This window comes from Kocuria sp. HMSC066H03, assembly GCF_001812045.1.
Taxonomy (GTDB): domain Bacteria; phylum Actinomycetota; class Actinomycetes; order Actinomycetales; family Micrococcaceae; genus Kocuria; species Kocuria rhizophila.
This window is the reverse complement of sequence record NZ_KV807509.1, coordinates 663254-688504: the sequence shown is the minus strand read 5'-3', so window position 1 is coordinate 688504 and position 25251 is coordinate 663254. Positions and strand designations below refer to the sequence as shown.

The window sequence follows — 25251 nt, the reverse complement described above, 5'->3', positions numbered from 1 at the left end:
GTCCGGTGAGCAGCACTCTGGCGCAGGCCGTCGCGTGGGGTCGGGCGGAGCTCGCCGCCGCGGGTGTCGCGTCCCCGGACGCCGACGCCGCTCTGCTCGCCGCCCACGCGCTGGGGCTCTCACGCGGTGAGACCGAGGCCCGCGCGATCCTGGGGGCACCCGAACCCGCGGGCTACCGCGACCTCGTCCGGCGCAGGGCCGCCCGGGAGCCGCTGCAGCACATCACGGGCACCGCGCCCTTCCGCGACCTGGAGCTCGCCGTGGGCCCCGGGGTCTTCGTGCCCCGTCCCGAGACGGAGCTGCTCGTGCAGCTCGCGCTCGACGACGCGCGGCTCTGGCGCGAGGCGGGCGAGACCCACCCTGCCGTGATCGACCTGGGCACCGGCACCGGGGCGATCGCCCTGGCCGTGGCGAGCGAGGACCCCGCGTGCCGGGTCACCGCCGTGGAGCGGGAACCCGGTGCCCTGGAGTGGGCCCGCCGCAACCTGTCCGGTTCGCGCGTGCGACTGCTGGAATGCGACTACCGGGACGTCACCCCGGACACTGCCGGGCACTTCTGCGTGGTCGTGAGCAACCCGCCCTACGTTCCGGACGGCGAGATTCCCCGGGACCCGGAGGTGCGCGACTACGACCCGCCCACCGCGCTCTACGGTGGTGACCGAGCCGGGATGCGCCACCCGATCGCCGCGATGGAGACGGCTCTGCGGGTGCTGCGACCCGGGGGATCCTTCATCATGGAGCACGCGGAGGCCCAGGTGGAGCCCGTGGCGCTGGCTCTGACCGAGCGCGGGTTTCAGGACGTCCGCGTCCACCACGACCTGACCGACCGGCCCCGGGCCACCACGGCCCGAGTGCCGGACGCACACCCGGACGATGAGCTGAGGAGCTGCTCGTGAGCGAGATCTTGCCCTGCGGGACCGAGGAGGAGCGGGAGACCGCCGTGGCGCGGGCCGCGGAGGTGGTGGCCGACGGCGAGTGCGTCGTGCTTCCCACGGACACGGTGTACGGCATCGGCTGCGACGCCTTCTCCGCGCCGGGCGTGCAGGGCCTGCTGGGCGCCAAGGGCCGCACCCGCGAGATGCCGCCGCCGGTGCTGATCGCCCGCCCCGAGGTCATGGAGGCGCTCGCGGACCAGGTCAGCGAGGACGCCCGCGCCCTCGCCGAGGCCTTCTGGCCCGGGGCCCTGACCCTGGTGTGCTGGGCCCAGCCGTCCCTCGGCTGGGACCTCGGCGAGACGCACGGCACGGTGGCGCTGCGCGTGCCGGACGACGTCGCCGCGCGGGCCGTGCTCGAGCGGGTGGGTCCCATGGCGGTCTCCTCGGCGAACCGCACCGGAATGCCCGCCGCCCGCACGGCGCAGGCGGCCCAGGACATGCTCCAGGACCGGGTGCCGCTCTACCTCGACGACGGTCCCCGGCCGGTCGAGGAGCCCGCGGAGGACGCACGGGACACCGCCTCCACCATCGTCGACTGCACGGGGGAGGCGCCGGTGGTGCTGCGCCACGGCGCCATCCCCCTGCAACGGCTGCGCGAGGTCGTCCCCGCGGTCCACGGCGGCGGGTTCGACGACGCCGCGGCCCAGGCCACCTCGCAGCGCCCCTCCGCGTCGGCCGGGGACGGCCGTGCCCACGAGGACGGCGCAACGGGCGGTGCTGACACGGCAGCGGCGGCGTCGTCCGCGCGGGACTGTGAAGAACGTGCCGAGCAGAACGGCGTGGAGCCCACTGGCGCGGTGGCCGCCGGCCTGGCGGGCAGCGCCGTGCGGACCGGTCGGCCCGCTACCGTGAACGGAGACGCCGAGGAGGGTGACGAGACGTCCGACGAGGAGCTCATCACCGCCATGGTGTGGGACGGCCCGTCACAGGATGCACGCCCGGTGGACCAGGTGCGGGACCGCAACCACCGGCACGAGCCCCGCTGGGGTGGCACGAGTGCGCTGAGCATGGCGGACGCCGAACGGCTCGTGGCCGACGGCACCCAGGACCCGCAGGCCTGACCCTGCCCCGGCACCCCCGCAAGCGCGCGGCGCAGGCGCAGTTCGCCCGGAGGCCGTCCCTGGCGCCGACGGTTTCGGCGCGGCGGTGCGGGCCGGGCGGCGTCGTCGCGGGGGAGTGCGCGGGAGCGCGTCTCAGCGGCCGAGGGCCAGGTGGGCCTGGCGCAGCACTTCCTGCACGTGCGGCTCCGGCAGCACACCGTTCTCGTGCGCCCAGCCCGGAACCTGCTGCTGGCCGAACCACGTGACCTCGAGCCGCCGGATGGCGCCGGCGTAGCGGTGCCCCGATGCCTGCGAGAGGAAACGCGCGGAAGCGATCGCGGCGCGGCACAGCCAGGGCGGGATGGACAGCGGCTCCCGGCGTCCAGCGTCGCGCAGGACGGAGCCGGTGGTGGCGCCCTCCCAGGGCTGCAGGATCACGGGCGGCAGGGCCCGGGGGAACTCGCCCACGGACACGGTGAACTGCGCGAGCGCGGTCACCGAGGTGACGGGCGTGGGTGCGGAGCCGTCCCCGGCCACCGAGCTCAGCGGCGAGGAGGCGAAGCGCGCGAGCCTGCGCGTGGTCCGCCGCTCGCTGCCCATCACGGACGTGGCGCGGATCACGATGAGCTGGGGTGCGCCCTTCTCGGAGCGCCACTCGGAGTGCAGCCGGTACAACGCGGATTCTCCGAGCGCCTTGGAGAACGAGTACGGGGAGAACGGCGCGGTGCGGATGGACTCGTCCAGCACGGGGGCGTCCGCCTGCACGGACGCGGAACTCATGTGGATGACCCGCCGGACTCCGGTGCGGTGCGCCGCGAGCGCCACCAGCACCGGCAGCAGGGCGTTGGCACCCGTCAGGGACTGCTGGTGGGTCTGGTCCGGTGCGGCCAGGCCGGCCGCGTTGACCACGGTGTCCGCGCCGGCGAAGGAGTCGGCCAGGTAGTCGATCACGGACTCGAGCCGCTGGGCGTGCTCCACGAGGTGGTGGACGGTGGTGGCCGGGGAGGCCAGGCGGGGTGAGGCCACGGGTGTCACCGGGATGCTCCGGGCCTGCAGGGCCGTGGTGATCGCGGAGCCGATGAAACCCGTCGCTCCGAGAACGCGCCAGCTGTGAACCGTCACTGTGTGTCTCCTCCCATGGTGGTTCGACCATCGTACGGTAGCGCCCGGCCGGGCAGGGCGGATGCCGTGACCGAGCCGCGGGCGTCCAGCGGACACCGAGGCGTCGTCCGGGTGGGCGTTGATAGACTCCGGGAGTTCATCCGCGCCCGGGTGCCGCTGCCGCGGCGCTCTCCGGCACGGGGTGAGCGAACACCGCCAGAATCACGAGTCGTCTCGGGGGCGTCAATGACGGAGAACAGTGCCAGGGCCACCGACCACGAGGGGGCGCGCGTGGGTGTGGCGTGCGTAACGCAGGACCGGCCCGGCGACGTCGACACCCTGATCGACGCGCTGCGCGTCCAGACCGAGCCCGTGGCGAGCCTGTGCCTCGTGGACGCGGGGCGCGCCGCCCTGGACGAGGACCGGCTGCGCCAGCGGATCGGGGGAGCGTTCGCGTTGCACTACCGCCGCTCGGAGGCCAACCTGGGTGGCGCGGGCGGCTTCGCGCTCGCGATCCTCACGGCGCTCGCGGCCGGCTCGGAGCAGGTCTGGCTCATGGACGACGACGCCCACCCCGAGGACCCCGAGTGCCTCGCCGTGCTGCGCACCGCCGCGCGGGAGCGCGACCTCGCGGTGGTCTCACCCCTGATCGTGGCACCGCAGGACCACTCGCTGCTCTCCTTCCCGTACCGGCTGGAGGGCGGCATCACGCACCGGCGGGCGGACCTCGAACCCCTGGGCTTCCTCGACTCCTACGCCAACTTCTTCAACGGCGCCCTGGTGGACGAGTCCGTGTTCTTCCGCGTGGGGCTGCCGGACCTCAAGCTGTTCCTGCGCGGGGACGAGGTGGACTTCCTGGTGCGGCTTCGCCGCAGCGGTCTGCCGTTCGGCACCGTGACCACCACGGCGGTCTCCCACCCCCCGGGGTGGGACGAGGAGCACGTGGTGGTTCCCGGCAAGCTGCAGGTGCTGATCCCGCCGGGGGAGTTCAAGCAGCGCCACTTCTTCCGCAACCGCGGGTACGTCTCGTGGCACTACAAGCGCGTGGTGCAGCTGGGGGCGGACGCGATCGGCTACCCGGCCCACTACATCAAGACCAGGGATCTCAAGGGCCTGCGCACGTGGGCGCGGCTCTACACCGACGGCATGCGCGGGCGGGGTTTCGGTGGCCCTCGCTGAGCCGCTGGACGCTGCGGGGATCCCCGTCCCGTTCTCGGTCCTGCTCCCCGTCTACCACGGGGACACGCCCGAGCGGCTGCGGCGCGCGGTGGAGTCCAACACCGTGGACCAGACCCGGCCGCCGGCCGAGGTGGTCCTCGTCCAGGACGGCCCCGTGTCGCCCCCGCTGGAGACCGAGCTGCGCCGTCTCGAGGCGGACTCGCAGATTCCGGTCCGTGTGCTGCGGCTCGCCCAGAACGGCGGTCTGGCTCGCGCCCTGCACACCGCCCTGCCGCAGTGCGCGCACGACGTCGTGGCGCGGGCGGACGCGGACGACGTCGCCTACCCCCGGCGCTTCGAGCAGCAGCTTCCCCTGATCGAGGACGGCGCGGACGTCGTGGGCGCGTCCATGCACGAGATCGGGGACGACGAGCAGAACCCCGTGGCACTGCGCGCGGCACCCGTGGGCGCGGAACGCATCGCGGCCGTGAGCCGTCGCCGCAACCCGCTGTCCCACCCCACGGTGGTGCTGCGCCGCAGCGCCGTGGAGGCCGTGGGAGGCTACGAGGACGTGCCCATGGCGGAGGACTACTGGCTGTGGGCGCGCATGCTCCACGCGGGGGCGGACGTGCGCAACGTGGGTGAGCCGCTGGTCGGGTACCGCGTCTCCTCCGGGTCCTACGAACGCCGCGGCGGGTACCGGGTCCTGAAGGCGGAGCTCGCGCTGCAGGCCAGGTTGCGGGCCCTGGGGCACGTGGGGTTCCTACAATGGGCCGTGAACGTCATGGTGCGCGGCGGCTACCGGTTCGTGCCCCTGCGGGTGCGCGAGACGGCCTACCGGCTCATGGTGGGCCACCGCAACGGCTGACCCGCGCGCACCCGAAAGGACAACGGCCCCATGGTCAACCCCCTCAGTCCCACCCCCCGAGCCGAGAAACCGGTCGCATGGCTGTGGATCCAGATGATCCTGGACTCGGCCGCGTGGATCCTGGCGCTGTGGGTGGCCGTGCTGCTGCGCTTCGAGCTCAACGTGGAGCTCGTGTCGGTGGGCGGGCTGGTGATCACGTGCGCCGTGGCCGTGGTGCTGCAGCTGCTCGTGGGGTTCTCCTTCGCGCTCTACAAGGGCCGCTACTCCTTCGGCAGCTTCGACGAGGCCAAGCTGCTGGTGGTCGTGACCGTGATCGTGACCGCGCTGCTGGAGGGCCTGCTGCTGGTCTTCGGCGTCTCGCTGAGCATCCCGCGCTCCGTGGGGTTCATCGCCTTCCCGTTCGCGTGCCTGCTCATGGCCGCGTTCCGCTACCTCAAGCGCATGTACCAGGAGTCCACGGCCAAGCCCGGTGACCAGGCCCAGAACGTGGTCGTCTTCGGCGCCGGCGCGCTGGGCACGTTCCTGGTGCACCGCATGATGCAGGACCCGGCCTCCGGCTTCCTGCCCGTTGCCCTGCTGGACGACGACCCCGCCAAGAAGCACCTGCGGATCTCCTCCGTGCCCGTCATGGGCACGCTGCACGACGCCGCCTCCGTCCTCGAGCACACGCGCTCGGGTGTGCTGATCGTGGCGGTGGCGGACGTGGACCCCCGCACCATGCGCCGCGTCTCCGACGCCGTGGAGGGAACGGGCACCCGCGTGATGACCGTCCCGCCGCTGAGCGAGATGCTCACGGGCGCGAACCAGGGCGTGGACCTGAGGGACATCTCCATGGAGGACCTCATCGGACGCCGCCCCGTGGACATCCACGTGGACTCGATCGCGGGCTACATCACCGGCAAGCGGGTGCTGGTGACCGGTGCGGGCGGATCCATCGGCTCCGAGCTGTGCCGTCAGCTCGTGGGCTTCGAGCCCGCGGAGCTGATCATGGTGGACCGGGACGAGTCCGGGCTGCAGGCCACGCAGATCTCCATCACCGGGCGCGGGCTGCTGGATGGCAACGACACCGTGCTGTGCGACATCCGTGACGAGGAGTCGGTGAACAGGGTGTTCGAGCAGCGCCGGCCCCAGGTGGTGTTCCACGCGGCGGCGCTGAAGCACGTCTCGCTGCTGGAGCAGTACCCGGACGAGGCGTGGAAGACCAACGTGATGGGTTCGCTGCACGTGCTCAGCGCCGCCGCCGCGGTGGACGTGGAGGTGTTCGTGAACATCTCCACGGACAAGGCCGCGAACCCCACCACCGCGCTCGGGCACTCCAAGCGCGTGGCGGAGAAGCTCACCGCGTGGACGGGAGACCGCACGGGCAAGCGCTACGCCTCCGTGCGCTTCGGCAACGTCTTCGGCTCGCGCGGGTCCATGCTCCCGCTGTTCGCCGAGCAGATCCGCCAGGGCGGGCCCATCACGGTCACGCACCCGGACGCGACCCGCTACTTCATGACCATTCCCGAGGCGTGCCAGCTGGTCATCCAGGCCGGCGCGATCGCCCGCGGGGGAGAGGTGCTCATCCTGGACATGGGCCAGCCCGTGCGGATCATGGACATCGCGCAGCGCCTGCGGTCCATGTCCGGGCGCGAGGACATCCGGATCGAGATCACCGGGCTGCGCCACGGGGAGAAGCTGCACGAGGACCTGATCGGCACGGGGGAGACGGACGAACGTCCCTTCCACCCCAAGATCTCGCACGCGAGGGCCGAGCGTCTGGACCCCGCCAACCTGGACCGCCACGTGTGGAAGGTCCGCGGCGGCATGCTGTTCACCGGGTCCATCCCGCAGGTTCCTGCCAGCACCCAGCCCCGCATCACGGACTTCTCCGTGCCGCGCGCAGCCGAGAGCGCGGCGTCGTCGGGACGCGGCGGCCGGAGCGCCGCCCCCGACCGCGACGGCCCGGCACCCCGCGACGGCAGTCCCCACCGGGGCAATGCGGTCCCGCGGGACGGCAGCTCTGCGCGAGGCGGCCACGTCGCACCCGTCGAGGGGTCGCGGGCCGCCCGCGACGGGGACGACCGGGGGAGCGGATCGTGAGCGCCGCGATGAGCCCCGCCGCGGTCCTGGCCACACCGCTGCCCGGACTGGTGACCGGTCCCGCAACCCTCAGCGAGGGCGAGGCCCTTGAGCTGCTGCTGACGCTGGCGCCCTGGACCCTGGGGGTGGCGTTCGTGCTGTCCGTCCTGCTCCCGTTCGCCGTGCGGCCCCTGCTCACGCGGTGGGGAGTGATCGACGTCCCCACCGAACGCTCGTCCCACACCCGACCGGTCCTGCGCGGCATGGGCCTCGCCGTGGCGCTCGCCCTGGTGGTCACGTACGCGGGGGCGCTGGTCTTCGGCCTTATCCCCGTGGACCGCTCCATCGCCCTGGTGGTGCTGGCCATGATGGTTGCCAGTGCCGCGCTCGGCTGGGCGGAGGACTACCGGGGAGTGCCGATCACCGTGCGCCTGGGCGTTCAGGCCCTGATCGGAGCGCTGGGCACGGCCGCGCTGATCGTGGCCCTCGGGGTTCCCGCGTGGTGGTGGCCCGTGGGGGTCGTGGCCACCGTGGCGTACATCAACATCGCGAACTTCATGGACGGGATCAACGGCATCTCCGGCATGCACGGCACAGCGGTGGGCCTGCTCTACGCGTGGGCCGGCGGCGTGAACGGCATGCCGTGGATGGTCTGCGCCGGTCTGGCCGTGGCCGGGGCCTTCCTCGGCTTCCTGCCCTGGAACCTGGGGCGCGGCACGGTGTTCCTGGGGGACGTCGGATCGTACGTCCTGGGGGGAGCGGTCGTGGCCACCGCGATCGGCGCGTTCCTCTCCGGCGTGTACGTGGAGTACCTGCTGCCCCCGCTGCTGATCTACCTCGCGGACACCGCGGTGACCCTCGTGCTGAGGATCCGCCGCGGCGAGGTCTGGTACAAGCCGCACCGCCAGCACGCGTACCAGCGGCTCACGGACGCGGGGCTCTCCCACGTCCAGGCGTCCCTGCTGGTCACGGGTGCCACGGTGCTCGTGAGCGTCATCTCCCTCTACGGCCTGCGCGCAAACGGCACGGGCTCCGCCGTCGCCGGTGTGGCGGTGGTCGCCGTGGTCGTCGCGTACCTGCTGGCGCCCACGCTGCTCGGACGCCTCCGCACCGCTCGGCGGGGCGTGGACACGTGACCGGGCCCGACCACACCCCCGCTCCCGCAGGTGACAGCTCCTACGGCCACGGTGCGAGAACCTGGTCCGCGGTCGCCCTCGTGGCGGCGGCGCTCGCGGTGGCGGCGGCCTTCGTGCTGGAGCTTCCGGACGGCGTCCGCTCGGCCGCGTTCGGGGCCGGTCTGGTCACGGCGAGCTCCGCGACCACCGTGCTGGTGGCCGCGCACATGTTCCGCGTCGCGCCCGCGGCCACCGCGCCTGCCCTCGCGGGCCTGTACCTGCTCAAGGTGCTCGTGGCCGGTGGACTGCTCCTGACGCTCGCGCCCCCCGCCTGGCTGGTCCCCAGCGTGTTCCTGGGCGCCGCGCTGGTCGGCCTCGTGCTCGCGCTCGTGCGCTTCGCCCGGCTCACGGGGCGCGTGTCCGGGCAGCAGACGCGCGCGCTCCTGGCCTCACGATCCGCCCGGGGAGCGGACTCCGCAGCCGCGCACGACGACGCCGCTGCCGCACCGTCCCCGCGCGACGCACCCGGTCCCCGGTCCGGTGCGGCCACCACGCTCCTCGGCCGGGAAGCACCCGGCCGCCACCACGACGCGCTCCACGGGTCCGGTCAACCGCCCGTGGGCACCCCTGAAAGGCACACCCCATGAACTCCTCGCCGGGCCCCCAGGACCCCCGGAAACCCCGCTCCGCGCGGGGCGCCTCGCAGCGACACGTCGACTCCGCGCGACAGGACTCCCTCTACACTGCGGGAGAGCTCGTGGAGCGCGGCGGCCTGAGCGGAGGACTCGCCGTGCTGCTGTATGTCGTGGTCGGTGCGGCGTTTTGGAGTTTGATAGGCTGGCTCCTGGATCACCTGCTGGGAACACGGTGGATTGTGATCGCGGGAGCCGTCTTCGGCGCGTCCGCCGGGGTGTACCTCGGCTACCTCCACATGAGGGACGCGCTGAATCGGAGCCACGCCCCGCAGAAGACCACGTCGGAGACAACGAAGTCATCTGATCCGGGCCACCGGCCCGGAGTGTGACCGGTCTGGATACCGCAGAAAGGACCCGTATTGAACCCCGCCCTGAGGATTCCGGCCGAATTCGTGGCCCCTTCCACGGAAGACATGCATCTTCCCCCGTTGTTCGAAGTGGGGTCCCTCGCCTTCGGTAAGCAGTCGCTGCTGATCCTCTTCTCCGTGGTGCTGATCGGTGCGGGCTTCATGTACATGATCCGCCGTCGCGCCATGGTTCCCTCCAAGGGCCAGTACCTGGGCGAGATGGGCTACGGCTTCGTCCGCAACCACCTGGGCCGGGACATCATCGGCGAGAAGGACTTCCGCCCTTTCATCCCGCTGCTGTTCTCCTTCTTCTTCTTCATCCTGGTGAACAACCTGTTCGGGTCCATCCCCCTCGTGCAGCTGCCCACCTTCTCCCACCCGGGCTCGGCATACGTCATGGCCGCCATCGCCTACGTCGTGTGGGTCTTCGTGGGCATCCGCCGGCACGGCTTCGGGCAGTTCATGGTCAAGATGACCATGCCCCCGAACGTCCCGAAGATCCTCTACGTGATCCTCGTCCCCCTCGAGTTCCTCTCGAACCTCATCATCCGTCCCGTGACTCACGCGCTGCGTGTGTTCGCCACCATGTTCGCGGGCCACATGGCCATGATGGTGGCCGCGGGCCTCACCGCGTACCTGGCCACCGAGGTGGGCGGCATCGTGGGGATCGGCGGATCGGTCTTCGGCATCGTCCTCGGACTGTTCATCTACTTCCTGGAGCTGCTCATCCAGGTCCTCCAGGCCTACATCTTCACCCTGCTGTTCGCCGTGTACGTACAGGGCGCACTGCAGGAGGGGCACTAGCCCCACGAAGGAGCGCGACCCCCGGGCCGCTCACCCCTGACCATCGCCTGCTTACGATTCCCGTAACGGCACCACGGCCCGCACCTGCGGGCACCCAGAAAGGAAATATCCACAATGGAAGGTTCGCTTAGCGTCATTGGCTACGGTCTCGCTGCCATCGGCGGTGGCATCGGCGTGGGTCTCATCTTCGCTGCCTACATGCAGTCCGTGGCCCGCCAGCCCGAGTCCCAGCGCGTCCTGCAGCCCATGCTCTTCATGGGCTTCGCCGTGGTCGAGGCCCTGGCCATCCTGGGCCTGGTCCTCGCCTTCATCATGTAGGGCAATGCCCATCGGACAAGCCCTAACTAGAGAACAGGAATCGCGCTCATGAACGCAATGGTGATGGCAGCGGAAGAGGCTCAGAACCCTCTCATCCCGGACACCTGGGAAATGCTGATTACCTTCATCGGGTTCGTGATTCTGCTCTTCATCGCGATCAAGTACATCGTCCCGGCGTTCGAGAAGGTCTACAAGGACCGCTCGGAGGCCATCGAGGGTGGACTTGCCAAGGCCAAGGCCGCTCAGGCCGAGGCGAAGGCTGCTCGCGACGAGTACAACCAGCAGCTCGAGAGCGCTCGCCTCGAGGCCCAGAAGATCCGTGAGGAAGCTCGCTCCGAGGGTGAGAAGATCCTCGCGGACTTCAAGGACCGCGCCAACATGGAGTCCGCCCGGATCACCGAGAACGCTCACAAGGCCATCGAGGCCGAGCGTGCGGCGGCCGTGGTCTCCCTGCGCGACGAGGTCGGCACTTTGGCAACACAGCTTGCGTCCAAGATCGTCGGGGAGTCCTTGAACGACGACGACCGCGCCAACCGCGTGGTCGACCGCTTCCTGGCGGACCTGGACGCCGAGCAGAGCCGCACGGGAGCTGCACGGTAATGGCAGAAGCATCGAACGAACCGAATCGTCCGCTCACCGTGGACGTGGACCGCTGGGCACCGTCCGCGAGTCCGGAGATCGCACACCAGCTGTTCGAGATCCTGGACATCGTGGACCAGAACGGCGCTCTGCGCCGGGCCCTGACGGATCCCTCCCGCCCCGCTGAGGACCGTGCTCGTCTCGTGCACTCCCTCCTCGACGGCCGGGCCCACGAGGTGGCGGTGGACATCGCCGCGGAGCTCGCCTCCCAGCGCAGCACCACCGAGCGTCAGCTGGGTGATGCCCTCGAGCGCACCGCAGTGCTCGTGGCGGCAGCCGCCACCGAGAACCGCGGCGGCGGGGACGCCCTCGAGTCGCTCGTGGACGAACTCATCCGGTTCAAGTCCATGCTGGACCGGTCCGCCGAGGTGCAGAGCGCCTTCTCGGACTCCCGGGCGTCCGCGGAGGCCAAGGTCACCCTCGCCCGTCGGCTGAGCACGCCGGGTTCCGAGGAGGCCGCGTTGCTGATCGAACGCGCAGCCAGCGAGCCCCGGGGGGCCCTCCCCGGTCGCCTGCTGGAACAGTTCGCCCAGTGGGTGGCAGACCGTCAGCAGCGGTGGATCGCCCGTGTGGAGTCGGCCCGGCCGTTGCGCCAGGACCAGCTGGACGCCCTGCGCGACCGGCTGAACCGGCTGTACGGACGGGACCTCAAGCTGACCACCGAGACCAACCCGGCTCTGGTGGGTGGCCTGCGCGTGCAGGTCGGTGAGGAGATCATCGACGGTTCGCTCACGCACCGGCTGAACCAGCTGGAGCAGCGGATCGGAGCCTGATCCTCTCGTGGAGCGAGGATCGCGGGGAGCCGGTGCGAGCCGGAGTCCCGTCGCGTTGCCTCCACGGGCCGCACACGCGGTCGCACGGCGATGGGGCAACGCATCGCGACAAGAACAAGCTTGGTCATCGTCGAGTCGATGATCACACGACGTAGAGAGCAGGGACAGCAGATGGCCGATGTGACCATCAATGCCGATGAAGTCCGTAGCGCGCTGAACGATTTCGCGGCGTCCTACGATCCCGGCAACGTGGAACGAGTAGAAGTAGGACGCGTGTCGTCCGCAGCGGACGGCATTGCCCGTGTGGAGGGTCTGCCCTCCGTCATGGCCAACGAGTTGCTCAAGTTCGAGAACGGGGTGCTGGGCCTGGCCCTGAACCTCGACACCCGCGACATCGGCGTCGTGGTGCTGGGCGACTTCCAGGGCATCGAGGAGGGCCAGGAGGTCCACCGCACCGGTGAGGTGCTCTCGGTGCCCGTGGGAGAGGGCTACCTCGGCCGCGTGGTGGACCCGCTGGGCGAGCCCCTCGACGACCTCGGCCCCATTGCCACGGACGGCCGCCGCGAGCTGGAGCTGCAGGCTCCGGGCGTGACTATGCGAAAGTCCGTGCACGAGCCGCTGCAGACCGGCATCAAGGCGATCGACGCCATGATTCCGATCGGGCGTGGCCAGCGTCAGCTGATCATCGGCGACCGTCAGACCGGCAAGACCGCCATCGCGGTGGACGCCATCCTGAACCAGCGCTCCAACTGGGAGTCCGGTGACGTCGACAAGCAGGTGCGCTGCATCTACGTGGCGGTCGGTCAGAAGGCCTCCACCATTGCGGCCGTGCGTCAGACGCTCGAGGACAACGGCGCCCTGGACTACACCACGATCGTGGCCGCCCCGGCCTCCGAGTCGGCCGGTCTGAAGTACCTCGCCCCCTACGCCGGCTCGGCCATCGGCCAGCACTGGATGTACGGCGGCAAGCACGTCCTGATCGTGTTCGACGACCTCTCCAAGCAGGCCGAGGCCTACCGGGCCGTGTCCCTTCTGCTGCGCCGCCCGCCGGGACGCGAGGCGTACCCCGGCGACGTCTTCTACCTGCACTCCCGTCTGCTCGAGCGTTGCGCCAAGCTCTCCGACGAGCTGGGCGCGGGCTCCATGACCGGGCTGCCGATCATCGAGACCAAGGCCAACGACGTCTCGGCGTTCATCCCGACCAACGTCATCTCCATCACCGACGGTCAGATCTTCCTGCAGTCGGACCTCTTCAACGCCAACCAGCGCCCCGCCGTGGACGTGGGCATCTCGGTGTCCCGCGTGGGTGGTGCCGCGCAGGTCAAGGCCATGAAGAAGGTCTCCGGCACGCTGAAGCTGAGTCTGGCCTCGTACCGCTCCATGCAGGCGTTCGCCATGTTCGCCTCCGACCTGGATGCGGCCTCGCGCCAGCAGCTGACCCGCGGTGAGCGTCTGATGGAGCTGCTCAAGCAGCCCCAGTACACGCCGTACCCCGTGGCGGACCAGGTCGTCTCCATCTGGGCGGGCACCACCGGCCAGCTCGACGACGTGGACGTGGCCAACGTGGGCGACTTCGAGCGCGCCCTGCTGGACCAGGTGCGCCGGACCACCAACGTCATGGACTCGATCAACTCCACGGGCAAGCTCGAGGACGACGCGATCGAGGCGCTGAAGACGGCCGTGGCCGAGGTCAAGCGGGACTTCCACGGTTCCAAGCACGGGATCGAGGCCGGTGTCGAGGAGCACGAGTCCCTGGGCTCGAGCTCCGTGAACCAGGAAACGATCGTCAAGAAGTAACCGTTGAGGTGGTGCGCCGTCCGTCGGCGCACCACCGCGGTGCCGAAAGGAAAAGCCCATGGGAGCGCAGATTCGGGTCTACCGACAGAAGATCGCGTCCACCTCGTCCATGAAGAAGATCTTCAAGGCGATGGAGATGATCGCGACCTCGCGCATCAGCAAGTCCCGTCAGAGTCTCGAAGGTGCGTACCCGTACGCCAACGCGCTGACCCGCGCGGCCTCCCAGATCGCCACGCAGCACAACATCTCCCACCCGTTGACCACGGTCCCGGACCAGGTGCGGCGCTCCGCCGTCATGGTCTTCACCTCGGACCGCGGCCTCGCAGGGTCCTACTCCTCCAACGTGCTCAAGCGCACGGAGGAGCAGCTGGAGCTGCTGCGCTCGCAGGGCAAGGAAGCCCACATCTACCTGGTGGGGCGCAAGGCCAAGGCGTACTTCGACTTCCGGCACCGTGACTACGACGATTTCTGGACCGGCAACACGGACAGCGCGAGCACGGAGCGCGCCGAGGAGCTCACGGAGCGCCTCATGCACGACATCAGTGCCGCGTACGAGGAGAACGGCGTGGACGAGGTCCTCCTCGTCTACACGCAGTTCAACTCCATGGTGAGCCAGGAACCCCGTGTCCTGCGGCTGCTGCCCCTGGAGATCTCGGACGCCAACGACCTCGGGGACGACGTCTCGGAGCGGTTCGACGATCTGCGCGAGCACGCCAACCAGTTCGAGTTCGAGCCGAACCCGGAGGAAGTCTTCAACGAGATCCTGCCGAGGTACGTCCGGGCCCGGGTCTACTCCGCGCTGTGCCACGCGGCGTCGAGCGAGCTGGCGTCCCGTCAGCGCGCCATGAAGGCCGCCGGTGACAACGCCACCGAGCTCATCAAGAAGTACACACGCCTGATGAACAACGCCCGTCAGGCGGAGATCACCACCGAGTTGACAGAGATCGTCAGTGGCGCCGAGGCCCTCTAGGCCCGCGCTCTCCCCATTGCCAGCCGAAACGAAGTGAGAGAAATGACTGCCACTATCAACGACCAGGCGGCCCAGCCGGTTTCGCGCGGCGGCGTCGGCCGCATCGCCCGAGTCATCGGACCCGTGGTCGACGTCGAGTTCCCCGAGAACCAGGTTCCGGACCTCTACAACGCCCTGACCGCGGACTACGACTTCAACGGCAAGCCCCGCCGGATCACGTTCGAGACCGCTCAGCACCTGGGCACCAACGTGGTGCGTGCCATCTCCCTGCAGCAGACCGACGGTCTGGTGCGCGGCACGCCCGTGCAGGACACCGGCTCGCCCATCTCCGTGCCCGTGGGCGACGTGGTCAAGGGCCACATCTTCAACGTCCTGGGTGACGCCCTGGACATGCCCACCGACGAGCTGGACATCCAGGAGCGCTGGCCCATCCACCGCAAGGCGCCGTCCTTCGCGGAGCTCGAGGGCAGCACCGAGATGATGGAGACGGGCATCAAGTCCATCGACCTCCTGACCCCCTACATCAAGGGCGGCAAGATCGGTCTGTTCGGCGGCGCCGGCGTGGGCAAGACCGTGCTCATCCAGGAGATGATCACCCGTGTGGCCCGCAACTTCGGTGGCACCTCGGTGTTCGCCGGTGTGGGCGAGCGCACCCGTGAGGGCAACGACCTGTGGGTCGAGATGGAGGAGGCGGGTGTTCTCAAGGACACCGCTCTCGTGTTCGGCCAGATGGACGAGCCGCCCGGAACGCGTCTGCGCGTGGCACTGACCGGTCTGACCATGGCGGAGTACTTCCGCGACGTGCAGAACCAGGACGTGCTGCTGTTCATCGACAACATCTTCCGCTTCACGCAGGCCGGTTCGGAGGTCTCGACCCTGCTGGGTCGCATCCCCTCCGCCGTGGGCTACCAGCCGACCCTCGCGGACGAGATGGGCGTGCTGCAGGAGCGCATCACCTCCACCCGGGGCCACTCCATCACGTCCATGCAGGCGATCTACGTGCCCGCCGACGACTACACGGACCCGGCTCCCGCGACCACGTTCGCCCACCTGGACGCGACCACCGAGCTCTCCCGTGACATCGCGTCCCGTGGTCTGTACCCGGCGATCGACCCGCTGTCCTCGACCTCCCGCATCCTGGATCCGCAGTACGTGGGCCAGACCCACTACGACGTGGCCACCCGCGTGAAGTCGATCCTGCAGGAGAACAAGGAGCTGCAGGACATCATCGCGATTCTCGGTGTGGAGGAGCTCTCCGAGGAGCAGAAGGTCGTGGTGTCCCGCGCACGCCGCATCGAGCAGTTCCTGTCCCAGAACACCTACACCGCGAAGCAGTTCACCGGTGTGGAGGGCTCCACGGTTCCCCTCGCGAAGACCATCGAGGCCTTCGGCAAGATCTGCGACGGCGAGCTGGACAACGTTCCGGAGCAGGCCTTCTACAACGTGGGCGGCCTGGACGACGTCATGCGTCAGTGGGACGAGATCAAGGCCGAGACGGGCGAGAAGTAAGCCATGGCCGAACTCATCGTGGAAATCGTCGCCCTGGATCGCAAGATCTGGGCAGGTGCCGCGCGGCTCGTCCGCGTGCGCACCACCGAGGGTGACATCGGCGTCATGCCGGGCCACCAGTCCATGGCGGGGTTGCTCAAGCCGGGGGAGTTCGCCATCGACCGGGTGGAGGGTGACCGGCTGACCGGCCGCATCGACTCCGGTCTGGTGTCCGTGGACCAGAACCGGGTCACCATCGTGGCTGACACGGTCTCCCTGGACTCGGAGAAGCAGTCCGCCTGATTCATCAGCGCACCGGTCAGCGTCGACCCTCGTGCCCCGTGCGGGGTACGGGGGTCGACGTCGTTCGGGCACCACCTGCGCACAGGTTCCGCGGCCCATGCCGTCGTGGTTCCCCGCCGTGCAGGCCCCAGCCCCGCCCGCGGGGGTGGGGCGCTTGACCCACCGTTGCCGCACAACGAGTGCACCGCGAGTGAGGGTCGTGGACGAGGAGGAAAACGTGGAAGAAACCATCGAGGTTCACGGGCCCACCGTGGTCAACGGCGAGCTGCCGGTCTTCGGGGCAAAGAACAGCGTGCTCAAGCTCATGGCGGCGGCACTGCTGGCCCCGGGGCGTTCCACCATCACCAACGTTCCCGAGATCCAGGACGTCACGGTGATGGCGGAGCTGCTGCGCCGTCTGGGCTGCGAGGTCGACTACTCGCCCGCCGAGCACGAGGTGGTCATCGAGGTCCCGGAGGAGCTGGGCCACCAGGCGGACTACGACCTCGTGCGGGCCATGCGCGCCTCCATCTCGGTGCTCGGTCCGCTGATGGCGAGGTGCCGCCGTGCAGAGGTCGCGCTGCCCGGGGGCGATGCCATCGGAACCCGGGGTCTCGACATGCACCGCGCGGGTCTGGAGGCGATGGGCGCGGAGCTCGGCATCGAGCGTGGTTTCCTGCGCGCGTCCGCCCCGGAAGGACTTGCCGGAGCTTCTTTCCGGCTCGGGTACCCCTCGGTGGGCGCCACGGAGAATCTCATGACGGCCGCGACCACCGCCCGGGGTACCACGGTGCTGGAGAACGTGGCGCGGGAACCCGAGATCGTGGACATCGGTCGCATGCTGCAGGCCATGGGTGCACAGATCGAGGGACTGGGCACCACCACACTGACGATCACGGGTGTGCCACGGCTGAGCCCGGTCACGCACCGCACCGTGCCTGACCGGATCGTGGCCGGCACGTGGGCCTTCGCCGCGGCCGTGACGGGCGGACGCGTGCAGATCAGGGGAGCGGAGCCGTCCCACCTGGGGGTGGTCCTCGACAAGCTGCGTGCCGCGGGGTGCGACGTGGACGTTGCGGAGGGCCGGTTCACGGTCCAGGGCCCCAGCCGGCCGCGTGCCATCAACGTCTCCACCCTCCCGTACCCCGGCTTCCCCACAGACCTCCAACCGTTCGTGGTGGCGCTGAACGCCGTGGCGGAGGGGTCGGGAATCATCACGGAGAACGTCTTCGAGGCCCGCTGGGGCTTCACCGCCGAGCTCGAGCGGCTCGGCGCGCGGGTGCACCTGGACGGGCACCATGCGCGGGTGGACGGCGTGGCGGCCTCGCAGCTCTCCGGGGCACCCGTGGAGGCCATGGACATCCGCGCGGGAGCTGCTCTCGTGATCGCCGGCATGGCGGCGGGGGGAGTCACCGAGGTGTCGGGCATCGAGCACATCGACCGCGGCTACGAGCACTTCGTGGAGCATCTGGCCCGCGCCGGAGCGGACGTGCAGCGGCGCATCCACCCTTCTCGGGGCTGAGTGGTGTCGACCGCGCTCCCACGGGGTGACGCTGCACGGGCACGACGCCGCTCGGGTCACGGTGATTCCTGACGGCCCCGTGCATCCGCCCAGTGAGCTCACCCCCTTGTGCGCTCAGCTCGCTGGGAACCTGGGAAGGCCTCTGCGGGGACCCGAGCGCGGCGCCCGTCGCGGGCAGGCTGAGGGTGGCTCCACAGGCACGGCGGGATCGGCAACGGACGTCCTCCCCGTGACATGAGAAAATCCCCGGTGCCGTGTGGCACCGGGGATTTTCCGTGTTCGAGGGGGACTGTCAGATGACGGTCACGCCGGTGGCCTGGGGGCCCTTCTGGCCCTGACCGATCTCGAACTCGACGCGCTGGTTCTCTTCGAGGGTGCGGAAGCCGCCCGACTGGATTTCGCTGTAGTGCACGAAGACGTCGCCATCAGCGTCGTCCGGCGTGATGAAGCCGAAGCCCTTTTCTGCGTTGAACCACTTAACGGTGCCCTGAGCCATAATGGGGCATCTCCTTCTGGAGTAATAGTGCGTGCACATGGATGTGCACCTGAACTGGTACCGCGAGAAGGCTGTGGATGCGGCTCACGTAAGTGTTGTGCCACAGCGCCAGTCAGAACTTCACGCTCGCTACCATTCCTGCGAGCATGTCAAACATGATGCGAGAACGCTACAAGGATCACACACTGTTGCGCGGTGGTCAACAGTCATCAGACGGCTTAGCACGTGTGGCCGCGCCGACCCGCCCGGCCGTTCGGTCGACGTCGCGCAACAAGGCCCCGGCCCCCAGTGCCGTCGGGTCAGAAGAGCCGGGACTGGGTGTCCACGTTGCCGCGCATCTCGTCGTAGTCGAGACTCAGGCACTCGATGCCGCGGTCGAGCGCGAGAGTGCGCGCCTGGGGCTTGATCTGCTGCGCCGCGAAGACCCCGCGCACGGGGCGCAGCAGCGGATCTCTGTTGAGGAGTTCCAGGTAGCGGGTGAGCTGCTCGACGCCGTCGATGTCGCCCCGACGCTTGAGCTCCACGGCCACGGTGGCCCCGTTCGCGTCCCGGGCGAGGATGTCCACCGGCCCGATGGCGGTGGGGTACTCGCGCCGGACCAGCGAGACGCCCTCGCCGAGGAGTGTGATCTGCTCGGCCAGCAGCCGTTGCAGGTCTGCTTCCACGCCGTCCTTGACCAGGCCCGGATCCGCCCCGAGGTCGTGGTGCAGCTGGCTGTGCACCGTCATGACGTGGATGACCAGCCGGTCGTCGGACTTGCCCGCCTGGACCTCCCACACCTCGCTCACGCCCTCCGCCGCGAGGTCCTCGGAGGGCTCCCGGACGCGGAGGGTGGCCGGCGGGCTCATCCAGTTCAGCGGCTTGTAGGAACCGCCGTCCGAGTGGATGAGAACGGAGCCGTCGGCCTTGAGCATGATGAGCCGCCGGGCCAGGGGCAGATGGGCATTGAGCCGCCCCTCGTAGCGGACGGAGCAGTCGGCAATCACTAGGCGCACCCGGACAGCTTAACGGTCAGCGCACTCGTGGCGGACCCACCGGTCGCGCGGACCGTGCGTGGCCGTGGGTGGCGCTGGGCCCCGCCCCCTGGGGGCGGGGGCGGGGCGGCCACGCAGGATGCACGGAGGCGGCGCGGCGTCGTCGTGGGGGAAGGCTTCAGCGGGCGTCCTGGCGCGGCACGAAGACCTCGCGCACCAGGAGCAGACCGGCGGCGGCCGTGGGGATGGCGATGAGCGCGCCCAGCACGCCCCACAGGGCGCCGCCGGCGGCCACGGCCACGATGGCCACTGCGCCGGGCACCGCGACCGCGCGGGACATGATCCGCGGTGAGACCAGGTAGGCCTCCACCTGCAGGTAGCCGAAGTAGCACAGGGCGTAGGGCACCACCGTGTTCCAGCCGCCGAGCGTGGCCACCAGGCTCACGACCACCCCGGCGATCACCCCGCCGACCAGCGGGATGAAGGCGAGCAGGCCCACGAGCAGGACCAGGAGGGACGCGTAGGGGACCCCCGTGATGGTCATCAGGACGAACGCCACGGTGGCGTTGATGAGCGCCACACAGGCCTGACCCATCACGTAGTTGCCCACGCCGTTGACCATCCGGTCCCCGAGGTGGGTGACCCGGGCGCGCTTGCTGGCGGGCGCCAGACGGTAGCACCACGCCTTGATCGTGGGCCACGAGAAGAGGAAGTACAGCGTGAGGGCCATGACGATCAGGGTCCCCGTGATGCCGTTGAGCACCACCCCTCCCGCGCTCACCACGGACCCGAACATCCCGCCCAGGAAGTTCCCGTCCGAGGCCAGGCGCTCCTGCAGGCCAGCGGCACCGTTCTGCACGGAGGCCTCGATGTCGAACCGCTCGTTCAGGGCGTGGTAGAGGTCCGAGTGCGTGAAGCTGTCCACGAACTCGGGCACGCGCGCCGCCAGCTGCTGGGCCTGGTCCACCATCCGCGGCACCGCCAGCAGGATGAAGGCGGTCACCACGAGCGCCAGCGCGATGATGGCGGCGCTTGCCGCCAGGGAGCGGGGCATTCCCTTGGACTCCAGCCAGCGCACGAGCGGGTCCATGCCGAGACTGATGAACGCCGCCGTGACGATCCAGCCCACCAGTCCGCCCACGTTGGTCAGCACGTAGTACCCCAGCAGGGCGAACCCGACCCCCACCGTGAGCAGGAAGCCGTTCTGCACGGGATGGAAGCGGTCCGCCACGGGGCGGTCCCACGGCGCGCGCCGTTCCCGTTCCTCCGCGGGAACGGGTGCGGGTTCGGGCGGCACCTCGAACCTGTGGCGCGAGGGGCGCAAGCGGCTGGGCGGCTCGTGGGGACCGGAGGATGTGCTCACGCGGGAAGCGTACAACGCGTGCTGGGTGGGCTCGCTCCGTGCCGCCGTGCCCATAATGGGACCAGCAGGGCACGCGTGCGCTCACGCGAGCCGGATGGACCACGACCCCCGCCCCCGCAGTGGGCGGGACACCAGGAGGTACTCATGAGCGAATTCCCCGGTTCCCCGCGTCCCCAGGGTGCGCCGAGCTCGGCGGGACCGGTCGGCGGCCCGCAGCCCGGTGGAGCCGCGTCCGCAGCCTCCGGGGCGCAGAGCGCCGTGCCGGCCTCCGTGCGCGGCGCGGTGGACCTGGGCGCCCAGGGTGCCGGGCGAGGAGAACGCGGGGCAGCGGCGTCGTCCACGGGGGCGGGCACCAGCTACCGGGTGGTGCTGACCACCGGCAACTTCCAGCAGTACGCGGAGGCCTCCACCTCCTATCCCGTGGTGGTGGTGCTGCACGCCCCGCAGAGCCCGGAGTCGGAGTCGTTCGTGGACGTGGTGAGCACGGTCGTGGACGAGTTCCAGGGTCGTCTGCTCCTGGGCACGGTGGACGCGTCTGCGGAGCCGCAGATCGCGCAGGCCTTCCAGGCGCAGACGGTTCCCACGGTGGTGGCCCTGCTGGGCGGCCGGGTGGTCCCGCTCGTGAACTCCACCGTTCCCGAGCAGCAGGTGCGTGAGCTTCTCACGGAGCTCGTGAGCCTGGCCCAGCAGAACGGCGTGACCGGCACGGCCGAGCCCACCGCCACGGAGGAGCCCGCGCCCCTGCCCCCGCTGCACGCCGAGGCTGTGGAGAAGCTCGAGGCCGGAGACCTGGACGGCGCTCAGGCGTGCTACGAGAAGGCGCTCGCCGAGAACCCGGGGGACCACGAGGCCAAGCTGGCCCTCGCGCAGGTCCACCTGCTGCAGCGCGTCAGCGCCATGGACGCGGCGGCCGTGCGCGAGGCCGCGGCCTCGGACCCCTCGAACGTGCAGGCCGCCCTGGACGTCGCGGACCTCGACCTCTCAGGAGGGCACGTGGAGGACGCGTTCCGACGACTGCTCACCATCGTGCGCACCACGGCGGGTGACGACAAGGATGCCGCGCGCGCCCGGCTGGTGGAACTCTTCGACGTGGTGGGTGCGGACGATCCCCGTGTGGTGGCCGCGCGGGCCCAGCTGATGCGCGCCCTGTTCTAGGGGCCCGCCCGCCGTCTGCCCGGGCGGCCGTTCCAGGCTCGCTGGTCTGCCCGGCCCAGTCACCCGGGGCGGGCCCTGGCTGGTCATCCGGGCGGGCCAGCGATGCTCACTCGGGCGGGCCCGCGATGGCCACCCGCGGGGGGTCCGCGCCGCCCGTCCGGGCGGGCCTGCGAGGTGGCCGGGCGCGCCGTCGTCGGTTCGTCCTGGGTGGGAGCGGCAGGCCGTTCTGCGGTGCGCGCCCCCCGCGGGCCGGGACACGCCCGGGGTCGGCCCGCCTCCCCTCCGTGCCGAGGGCGCCCGTCGCGTGCCTGGACGTCTTCTGGGACGTGCCTGGTGCCGCGCAACATGCCGCGCGCGCACCGGGCGTTGAGTACGTTGGGCCCATGAGCATCCCACCGAACGGACCCACGCCGCCGCGCCGCGAGCCCGCTGCGGACGCCACACTCCCGGCTGAGCCCGGAACCCCACGAGATCTTTCGGTGTCCGCGCCGTGGGCCCCGCACGACGACTCGGGGCCGGGTGTGCGAACCAGCGTGGCCCCGGGACAGGGGACGGCATCTCCCGAGGGCTCCCGGACCCGCACGCCCGAGCACGGCTCGGCCCTGGCACACGAACCGGTGTCGTCCCAGACGGCGGCACCGCATGAAGCCCCGGCGCCGACTCAGAGCCCGACCTGGCCGCAGGGCCAGGAGTCCGACGCCCCACGACCGGCGGTGCGGCAACCAGCCGCCGTCGCGCTCGTGGTGCGTCAGCTCACCAAGGTCTACGACCACGGGTCGCGGCCCGCTGCGGACAGGGTGGGCCTCACGGTGCCGCGCGGCTCGTTCTACGGTCTGGTGGGCCGCAACGGTGCGGGCAAGACCACCACGCTGTCCATGGCCACCGGCCTGCTGCGCCCCACCTCCGGGCAGGTGCTCGTGGGAGGCGGCCGCCGGGACGAGCTCGCGGACGTGTGGCGCGACCCCCTGACGGCCAAGCGCCGCATGGGCGTGCTCCCGGACGGCGCCCACCTCTTCGACCGGCTCACGGGCCGTCAGCTCGTGGCCTACTCGGGTCTGCTGCGTGGCATGGACCGGCAGCTGGTCAAGGAGCGCACCGAGGACCTCATCACCGCCATGGACCTGCAGGACGCCGCGGGGCGCCAGGTGCAGGACTACTCGGCGGGCATGACCAAGAAGATCGCGCTCGCCGCCGCCATGATCCACGCGCCCAGCCTGCTCGTGCTGGACGAGCCGTTCGAGTCCGTGGACCCGGTCTCCGCCGCCAACATCCGCTCGCTGTTGCACCAGTACACGCAGTCCGGCGGCACCGTGGTGGTCTCCAGTCACGTGATGGACCTGGTGCAGCGCATGTGCGACCACGTGGCCGTAATGGACCAGGGGCGCGTGCTGGCCCAGGGCACCATGGAGCAGGTCTGCGACGGCATGTCCCTGGAAGACCGCTTCGTGTCCTTCGTGGGCGGTCGCACCGAGGCGGGGGAGGGACTGCAGTGGCTTCGTCCGGAGTGAAACACACCCCCAGCGGCGGGCTGCCGGAGCCGGCGGCGGAGGGCCACGAGGGCGCGGCCGCCGTGCCGGGCGGCGTCGACCCCGGGACCCGTGCCTCCGCCAGGACCCATGGCACGGCCGCGCCCGGCGGGGCGATCGACCGTCCTGTCGCGCCCGACGGGCAGGAACCCGTGCCCGACGCCGCCGTCCCCGAGTCCGTGCGCCCGGCGTCGTCCGGGCAGGAGCGTGGAACCCACCGCATGGGTGTGCTGGAGGAGGCCCGGCGGCTGGCGGGACTGAAGTGGCGCATCCTCGTCAACACCTTCACCCGCTCCACGTGGGTGCTGGTGGGCACCATCCTGGGCGGGCTGTACGCCCTGTCCGTTCTGGCGATGCTGCTGAGCGCGATGTTCTTCCTGGGCTCCGAACCCCTCGAGGTGGTGACCGCGGCATCCACCCTGGTGGGCGCCACGGTGCTGCTGGGCTGGTGGCTCGTCCCTGTGCTCACCTCCAAAGCAGACGCCACGCTGGACCCCGCCCGGCTGGGCCTGTTCCCGCTGAGCACCACGGGTGTGCTGGCTGGTCAGACGGTCGGAGCCGTCATCGGGATTCCCGGCGTCCTCACGGTGATCGCGCTGGTCGGATGGCTGCTCTGCTGGCGCTCCTCCGCCCCCGCCGTGGCCGCCGCCGCGCTGTGCGCTGTGCTGGCCGCGCTGCTGGCGTTCACGGGGTCCCGTTGCGCCGCCGCGCTGGCTGCCCGGATCGCCAAGAGCCGGCGCTCCACGGAGATCCTCTCCATTCTCAGTCTGCTCCTCATCGTCCTGCTGGCCCCGATCTTCACCTCCGTGGCCACCGGGGTGGAACGCGTGTGGGACCGGCTGCCCGGGTGGGCCGCCGTGCTGTCCTGGACGCCCCTGGGTGCGGTCTGGGCCATTCCCGGTGACGTGGCGGCGGGTCGTTGGGGCGCCGCCCTGCTCCGGCTGCTCATCGTGCTGGCCACCCTCGCGGTGCTCGTGGGGCTCGCCCGGTTCGCACTGGACCGGGCACTGGCCGACGCCGCCGGGGGAGCCGCCCGTGCCACGGGCAGGTCCGTGGCGGGCATCGGCGCGCTCGACCGCTTCCCCGCCACGCCGTGGGGAGCGGTGGCCGCGCGCTGCCTGATCTACTGGCTCAGGGACCCGCGGTACTCGGCGTCACTGCTGATGATCCCGGCCATCAGTGCGGCACTGTGGTTCCTGGGTGGCGACGGGGGCTTCGCCATGTGGCTGCTGCCCATGATGATCGCCCTGCTCATGTCCTACGCCATCTCGGCGGACATCTCCTACGACAACAGCGCGTTCAGCCTGCACCTGCTGGCCTCCGTGCCCGGGCGGGCTGACCGGCTGGGCCGGGTGGTGGCCATGCTGATCGCGGCCACGCCGCTCGTGGGTCTGGGCGTGGTGCTGTGGATGCTGCGGGTGCACGAGTGGCAGGCCCTGCCCGCGCTGCTCGGCACGTGTGCCGCTCTCCTGCTCGGCGGCGCCGGAGTGGTCTCCGTGGTCTCGGCGCGCTACACGTATCCCACACCGCCGCCGGGCGCCTCGCCCATGAAGACTCCACAGGGTTTCACCATCCTCAACCTGGTGGTCCAGTTCGTCGTCATGGGACTCATGCTCCTGCTGGCACTGCCGCCCCTCGTGCTGCTGTTCGTCCACCTCGGCTCAGGGGCTGCGGTGTGGAGCTGGCTGGCGCTCGCGGTGGGGCTCGTGGAGGGCCTCGTGCTGCTGTGGCTGGGCGTACGACTGGGCGGGAAGTGGCTGGACGCCCGCGGTCCCGAGCTGCTGCAGGAGGTGTCCGGTTACCGGTGACCCGGACACCCGCCCA

24 protein-coding genes are annotated in these 25251 nt (G+C 70.6%); 20 read left to right on the top strand and 4 right to left on the bottom strand.

The annotated features are described in order from the left end of the window. Nucleotides 1-5 precede the first annotated feature (5 nt). Both prmC and HMPREF2833_RS11865 read left to right on the top strand, forming a co-directional pair. A complete protein-coding gene (gene prmC / locus HMPREF2833_RS11870) occupies nucleotides 6-896 on the top strand; it encodes a peptide chain release factor N(5)-glutamine methyltransferase (protein WP_070638428.1) in 891 nt (296 codons plus the stop codon). Beyond that, nucleotides 893-1996 (top strand): L-threonylcarbamoyladenylate synthase, encoded by a 1104-nt coding sequence (locus tag HMPREF2833_RS11865; protein ID WP_070638425.1) that lies wholly within the window; start codon nucleotides 893-895, stop codon nucleotides 1994-1996. Before prmC ends, HMPREF2833_RS11865 begins: the two co-directional genes overlap by 4 nt. Before the next feature lie 132 nt (nucleotides 1997-2128). On the opposite strand, the gene HMPREF2833_RS11860 is transcribed toward HMPREF2833_RS11865, so the two are convergent. Continuing rightward, the gene (locus HMPREF2833_RS11860) at nucleotides 2129-3097 is read right to left on the bottom strand and encodes an NAD-dependent epimerase/dehydratase family protein (RefSeq protein ID WP_070638423.1); all 969 of its coding nucleotides are present in this window, start codon (nucleotides 3095-3097) and stop codon (nucleotides 2129-2131) included. A gap of 225 nt (nucleotides 3098-3322) precedes the next feature. Between HMPREF2833_RS11860 and HMPREF2833_RS11855 the strand changes: the two genes are divergently transcribed. The 15 genes from HMPREF2833_RS11855 to murA all read left to right on the top strand — a co-directional run bounded on the left by HMPREF2833_RS11855 (nucleotide 3323) and on the right by murA (nucleotide 17913). Next, nucleotides 3323-4255 carry a glycosyltransferase family protein gene (locus HMPREF2833_RS11855; RefSeq protein ID WP_019309359.1) on the top strand — a complete coding sequence of 311 codons (933 nt, stop codon included), beginning with the start codon at nucleotides 3323-3325 and terminating at the stop codon, nucleotides 4253-4255. After that, nucleotides 4242-5102: a glycosyltransferase gene (locus HMPREF2833_RS11850; RefSeq protein WP_019309358.1), complete on the top strand. Its 861-nt coding sequence runs from the start codon at nucleotides 4242-4244 to the stop codon at nucleotides 5100-5102. Before HMPREF2833_RS11855 ends, HMPREF2833_RS11850 begins: the two co-directional genes overlap by 14 nt. Nucleotides 5103-5132: 30 nt before the next feature. Further along, nucleotides 5133-7184, top strand: coding sequence for a polysaccharide biosynthesis protein (locus tag HMPREF2833_RS11845; protein ID WP_070638422.1), 2052 nt, complete (start codon nucleotides 5133-5135; stop codon nucleotides 7182-7184). Then, entirely contained in the window at nucleotides 7181-8299 is a 1119-nt protein-coding gene (locus HMPREF2833_RS11840; RefSeq protein ID WP_082019320.1) for an MraY family glycosyltransferase, read from the top strand. The genes HMPREF2833_RS11845 and HMPREF2833_RS11840 overlap by 4 nt, the downstream gene beginning before the upstream one ends. Next, nucleotides 8296-8925, top strand: a complete 630-nt coding sequence (locus HMPREF2833_RS11835; protein ID WP_059281179.1) for a hypothetical protein — start codon at nucleotides 8296-8298, stop codon at nucleotides 8923-8925. Before HMPREF2833_RS11840 ends, HMPREF2833_RS11835 begins: the two co-directional genes overlap by 4 nt. After that, nucleotides 8922-9302: an AtpZ/AtpI family protein gene (locus HMPREF2833_RS11830; RefSeq protein WP_019309354.1), complete on the top strand. Its 381-nt coding sequence runs from the start codon at nucleotides 8922-8924 to the stop codon at nucleotides 9300-9302. The genes HMPREF2833_RS11835 and HMPREF2833_RS11830 overlap by 4 nt, the downstream gene beginning before the upstream one ends. 30 nt (nucleotides 9303-9332) lie before the next feature. Continuing rightward, on the top strand, nucleotides 9333-10124 hold the full coding sequence (gene atpB, locus HMPREF2833_RS11825; protein ID WP_083311039.1) for a F0F1 ATP synthase subunit A: 792 nt from the start codon (nucleotides 9333-9335) through the stop codon (nucleotides 10122-10124). Between the two features lie 114 nt (nucleotides 10125-10238). Further along, nucleotides 10239-10442 (top strand): ATP synthase F0 subunit C, encoded by a 204-nt coding sequence (atpE, locus tag HMPREF2833_RS11820; protein ID WP_019309352.1) that lies wholly within the window; start codon nucleotides 10239-10241, stop codon nucleotides 10440-10442. A gap of 48 nt (nucleotides 10443-10490) precedes the next feature. Beyond that, nucleotides 10491-11042 (top strand): F0F1 ATP synthase subunit B, encoded by a 552-nt coding sequence (locus HMPREF2833_RS11815; protein ID WP_019309351.1) that lies wholly within the window; start codon nucleotides 10491-10493, stop codon nucleotides 11040-11042. Further along, entirely contained in the window at nucleotides 11042-11854 is an 813-nt protein-coding gene (locus tag HMPREF2833_RS11810; protein WP_047978492.1) for a F0F1 ATP synthase subunit delta, read from the top strand. Before HMPREF2833_RS11815 ends, HMPREF2833_RS11810 begins: the two co-directional genes overlap by 1 nt. A 171-nt stretch (nucleotides 11855-12025) precedes the next feature. After that, complete coding sequence (gene atpA / locus HMPREF2833_RS11805; protein ID WP_019309349.1) at nucleotides 12026-13651, top strand: F0F1 ATP synthase subunit alpha; 1626 nt, start codon at nucleotides 12026-12028, stop codon at nucleotides 13649-13651. A gap of 58 nt (nucleotides 13652-13709) precedes the next feature. Beyond that, nucleotides 13710-14621 carry a F0F1 ATP synthase subunit gamma gene (locus tag HMPREF2833_RS11800; RefSeq protein ID WP_070638421.1) on the top strand — a complete coding sequence of 304 codons (912 nt, stop codon included), beginning with the start codon at nucleotides 13710-13712 and terminating at the stop codon, nucleotides 14619-14621. A 42-nt stretch (nucleotides 14622-14663) separates the two neighbouring features. Continuing rightward, on the top strand, nucleotides 14664-16130 hold the full coding sequence (gene atpD, locus HMPREF2833_RS11795) for a F0F1 ATP synthase subunit beta (protein WP_070638420.1): 1467 nt from the start codon (nucleotides 14664-14666) through the stop codon (nucleotides 16128-16130). A 3-nt stretch (nucleotides 16131-16133) separates the two neighbouring features. Further along, nucleotides 16134-16412, top strand: a complete 279-nt coding sequence (locus HMPREF2833_RS11790; RefSeq protein ID WP_019309346.1) for a F0F1 ATP synthase subunit epsilon — start codon at nucleotides 16134-16136, stop codon at nucleotides 16410-16412. Nucleotides 16413-16629: 217 nt separating this feature from the next. Next, complete coding sequence (gene murA / locus HMPREF2833_RS11785) at nucleotides 16630-17913, top strand: UDP-N-acetylglucosamine 1-carboxyvinyltransferase (RefSeq protein ID WP_047978498.1); 1284 nt, start codon at nucleotides 16630-16632, stop codon at nucleotides 17911-17913. Between the two features lie 292 nt (nucleotides 17914-18205). Here murA and HMPREF2833_RS11780 read toward each other — a convergent pair whose 3' ends face one another. The 3 genes from HMPREF2833_RS11780 to HMPREF2833_RS11770 form a co-directional block, all read right to left on the bottom strand. Then, on the bottom strand, nucleotides 18206-18409 hold the full coding sequence (locus HMPREF2833_RS11780; RefSeq protein ID WP_012398055.1) for a cold-shock protein: 204 nt from the start codon (nucleotides 18407-18409) through the stop codon (nucleotides 18206-18208). Nucleotides 18410-18708: 299 nt separating this feature from the next. Continuing rightward, nucleotides 18709-19404, bottom strand: a complete 696-nt coding sequence (gene nucS, locus HMPREF2833_RS11775; RefSeq protein WP_019309344.1) for an endonuclease NucS — start codon at nucleotides 19402-19404, stop codon at nucleotides 18709-18711. 157 nt (nucleotides 19405-19561) lie between these two features. Next, complete coding sequence (locus HMPREF2833_RS11770; RefSeq protein WP_223246093.1) at nucleotides 19562-20746, bottom strand: AI-2E family transporter; 1185 nt, start codon at nucleotides 20744-20746, stop codon at nucleotides 19562-19564. Nucleotides 20747-20890: 144 nt separating this feature from the next. Between HMPREF2833_RS11770 and HMPREF2833_RS11765 the strand changes: the two genes are divergently transcribed. The 3 genes from HMPREF2833_RS11765 to HMPREF2833_RS11755 all read left to right on the top strand — a co-directional run bounded on the left by HMPREF2833_RS11765 (nucleotide 20891) and on the right by HMPREF2833_RS11755 (nucleotide 25235). Further along, nucleotides 20891-21901 carry a tetratricopeptide repeat protein gene (locus tag HMPREF2833_RS11765; RefSeq protein ID WP_039101941.1) on the top strand — a complete coding sequence of 337 codons (1011 nt, stop codon included), beginning with the start codon at nucleotides 20891-20893 and terminating at the stop codon, nucleotides 21899-21901. Nucleotides 21902-22614: 713 nt separating this feature from the next. Next, nucleotides 22615-23409 carry an ABC transporter ATP-binding protein gene (locus HMPREF2833_RS11760; RefSeq protein ID WP_223246094.1) on the top strand — a complete coding sequence of 265 codons (795 nt, stop codon included), beginning with the start codon at nucleotides 22615-22617 and terminating at the stop codon, nucleotides 23407-23409. Then, entirely contained in the window at nucleotides 23406-25235 is a 1830-nt protein-coding gene (locus tag HMPREF2833_RS11755; RefSeq protein WP_083311038.1) for a hypothetical protein, read from the top strand. Before HMPREF2833_RS11760 ends, HMPREF2833_RS11755 begins: the two co-directional genes overlap by 4 nt. The last annotated feature ends 16 nt before the right edge of the window (nucleotides 25236-25251 follow it).

Bases quoted from the DNA above. Each gene is read 5' to 3' on its own strand.
- HMPREF2833_RS11800 (WP_070638421.1), top strand. From the start codon at position 13,710: ATGGGAGCGCAGATTCGGGTCTACCGACAGAAGATCGCGTCCACCTCG.
- atpD (WP_070638420.1), top strand. From the start codon at position 14,664: ATGACTGCCACTATCAACGACCAGGCGGCCCAGCCGGTTTCGCGCGGC.
- HMPREF2833_RS11810 (WP_047978492.1), top strand. From the start codon at position 11,042: ATGGCAGAAGCATCGAACGAACCGAATCGTCCGCTCACCGTGGACGTG.
- HMPREF2833_RS11765 (WP_039101941.1), top strand. From the start codon at position 20,891: ATGAGCGAATTCCCCGGTTCCCCGCGTCCCCAGGGTGCGCCGAGCTCG.
- HMPREF2833_RS11855 (WP_019309359.1), top strand. From the start codon at position 3,323: ATGACGGAGAACAGTGCCAGGGCCACCGACCACGAGGGGGCGCGCGTG.
- HMPREF2833_RS11780 (WP_012398055.1), bottom strand. From the start codon at position 18,409: ATGGCTCAGGGCACCGTTAAGTGGTTCAACGCAGAAAAGGGCTTCGGC.
- atpE (WP_019309352.1), top strand. From the start codon at position 10,239: ATGGAAGGTTCGCTTAGCGTCATTGGCTACGGTCTCGCTGCCATCGGC.
- HMPREF2833_RS11830 (WP_019309354.1), top strand. From the start codon at position 8,922: ATGAACTCCTCGCCGGGCCCCCAGGACCCCCGGAAACCCCGCTCCGCG.
- atpA (WP_019309349.1), top strand. From the start codon at position 12,026: ATGGCCGATGTGACCATCAATGCCGATGAAGTCCGTAGCGCGCTGAAC.
- HMPREF2833_RS11845 (WP_070638422.1), top strand. From the start codon at position 5,133: ATGGTCAACCCCCTCAGTCCCACCCCCCGAGCCGAGAAACCGGTCGCA.
- HMPREF2833_RS11790 (WP_019309346.1), top strand. From the start codon at position 16,134: ATGGCCGAACTCATCGTGGAAATCGTCGCCCTGGATCGCAAGATCTGG.
- HMPREF2833_RS11815 (WP_019309351.1), top strand. From the start codon at position 10,491: ATGAACGCAATGGTGATGGCAGCGGAAGAGGCTCAGAACCCTCTCATC.